Genomic DNA, 1,940 nt, shown 5'->3' with positions numbered 1-1,940 from the left:
TGCAATAACTTCGCAGACGAGTCCGTGATACTGTGAGTCAACGTCCTCGTCGCTTAGATAAATGCGGACTCGTTGCCCAGATTTATAAGGTGAATCCGATGGCTGAGGGATGTTCTCCATATCAGTGTGAGGAGTTCCACTATACAAAATTCTTCATGCTGGATTTGTACTCCATATCCAACTCGTCTGTCCTATCTGCTGTTGAGAACTTCAAGAGATCCACTCACGCTGCTTCTAATCATAGTAATCGCGGCAGTCAAGGGACACACTCCACCCGAGAACCGCTGCGAGCGATTTTGTAGCACTACGAACGTCTTGTCGATTCTTGGTAGTAGACACAATACTCGTTTGCGAAACACTGCTCACACAGTGGTTCTGTCTGACAGACTAGCGCACCGAAATCGAGCAGAGCGAGATTGTAAGGACGGGCCTTGTCAGGCATCAGTCTCTGAGTGAAAGTCAGCTGATCTGCTTCTGCCTCGGGCCATGCATCTCGAAATACCCGACTATACACCCTTTCAACGTTTCTGTCGAGTATCGGCAACCGATCACCACGTGCGAAGCAGAACGTGGCATTCGCCACGTAACGGCCCACTCGCGGGAGTTCCATCAGTGGTTCTGGCCCGGTAGGGAGACGGTCATGTGCCGAGGCGATTTGCTTCAGTGCCCCTGCGCGCATGTTTTGGAATCCAAGAGGCTCGATAACTTCGACGAGTTCGTCCTCACTAGCCTCCGCTATCGCGTCCAGCGTGGGGAACCGTTCCAGAAACACCGGATAGACCGCCGCCACATTATCAGCTGGGGTCTGAGTTAGGAAGAACTCAGCTACGAACACCTCGTACAGTGTTCGGTTCAGTTCCCGCCATGGGTACTCGCGGCGGTTTTCTTCGCCCCATTCGAGCAGGTTTGCCCGAAACCGTCGCTCCGCCTTAGACGTCATCAGTTCTCTCAGTCGTCAGCGACGGTAGACCCTACAGACTGCGCTGCCGCACCGACGTGCGAGAAGATTGCCTTCCCCATGTACTCACCGAGCTTCGGAGGGACTGCATTACCGATCAGCCGACCCAGATTCGACACGCCGACGTCTTCCCACTCGTCATAGAAATCATAGTCTTCCGGGAACGTCTGCAACAGTGCCCCCTCAAGGAGCGAAAGTGCCCGATTCTGGTCTGTATCGTAGTGTCCAAAGCGACCGCTACCGTAGTTGTAGAACTGGGTCGTTATCGTCGGAGAGGGTTCTTCTGGCCGCATTCGGCTGTAGGGTGCTTTGTAAGAACGCCCACTCGCCTTCCGGTGGCAGTTCGCGAGGAGATGGTTGAGGCCCTCCTCTTCCCAGAGAGTCCAGTCCCCCCCAGGCACCATATTATCGATACGCTCTAGGTTCTTTTCCGAGAGTGAACGTGCTCTATGCACGTCGTTTTCGTCACTGACTTCGCCTGCTTCGATCGATGGCAGGTAATCAATCGTGTCTTTTACCGTCGGATAGTCGTCCTCACTCTGGATTGGGGGGTCAGGCAGAGAGATGGGTCCTCGCTTGGACGCCATAACCACCCACCGCTTCCGTTTCTGTGGAATCCCGTAGTCGGGACAGTAGACGTTCTTGTTCTCGTTACTGTTGACGTGGTAGCCTTGGGATTCCAAACTCTCGATGAACGCGTCGTATACGCCATCATCTTGTTTCACCTGAAGTACGTTCTCGGTGACAACTACATCTGGTTCGACGTACTCAACGATCCGTGAAACCTCGTTAAGCAACCCCCACTTGTTGTGATCCTCGTGATTCTTCCCCTTAGAATGTCCCATGGTGGAGTACGGTTGACAGGGCGCGCACGCGGCGAGGACCTTTAGGTCCGTATCCCACGGGTACATCTGGGCGATTGGTTCAGGGTTCTTTGCCAGCGCGCGGATGTCTGCTCGTACGTATTCGCCGTCGATGTTCT

General features: G+C 54.0%; 2 protein-coding genes. Both read right to left on the bottom strand.

The window, feature by feature from the left end; genetic code table 11:
- Nucleotides 1-304: 304 nt before the first annotated feature.
- Nucleotides 305-940 carry a hypothetical protein gene (locus AUR66_RS17840; RefSeq protein WP_058573497.1) on the bottom strand — a complete coding sequence of 212 codons (636 nt, stop codon included), beginning with the start codon at nucleotides 938-940 and terminating at the stop codon, nucleotides 305-307.
- A gap of 8 nt (nucleotides 941-948) precedes the next feature.
- Nucleotides 949-1,940 (bottom strand): DNA cytosine methyltransferase (locus AUR66_RS17835; RefSeq protein WP_058573496.1); only part of this gene is annotated, 992 nt, incomplete at its 5' end.

It is taken from the genome of Haloferax profundi, from assembly GCF_001469865.1.
Lineage (GTDB): Archaea > Halobacteriota > Halobacteria > Halobacteriales > Haloferacaceae > Haloferax > Haloferax profundi.
This window is presented reverse-complemented; position numbering and strand designations above follow the sequence as displayed.

What these genes read in the sequence shown, in the direction of transcription:
- AUR66_RS17840 (WP_058573497.1), bottom strand. Translation starts at nt 940, where the DNA reads ATGACGTCTAAGGCGGAGCGACGGTTTCGGGCAAACCTGCTCGAATGG.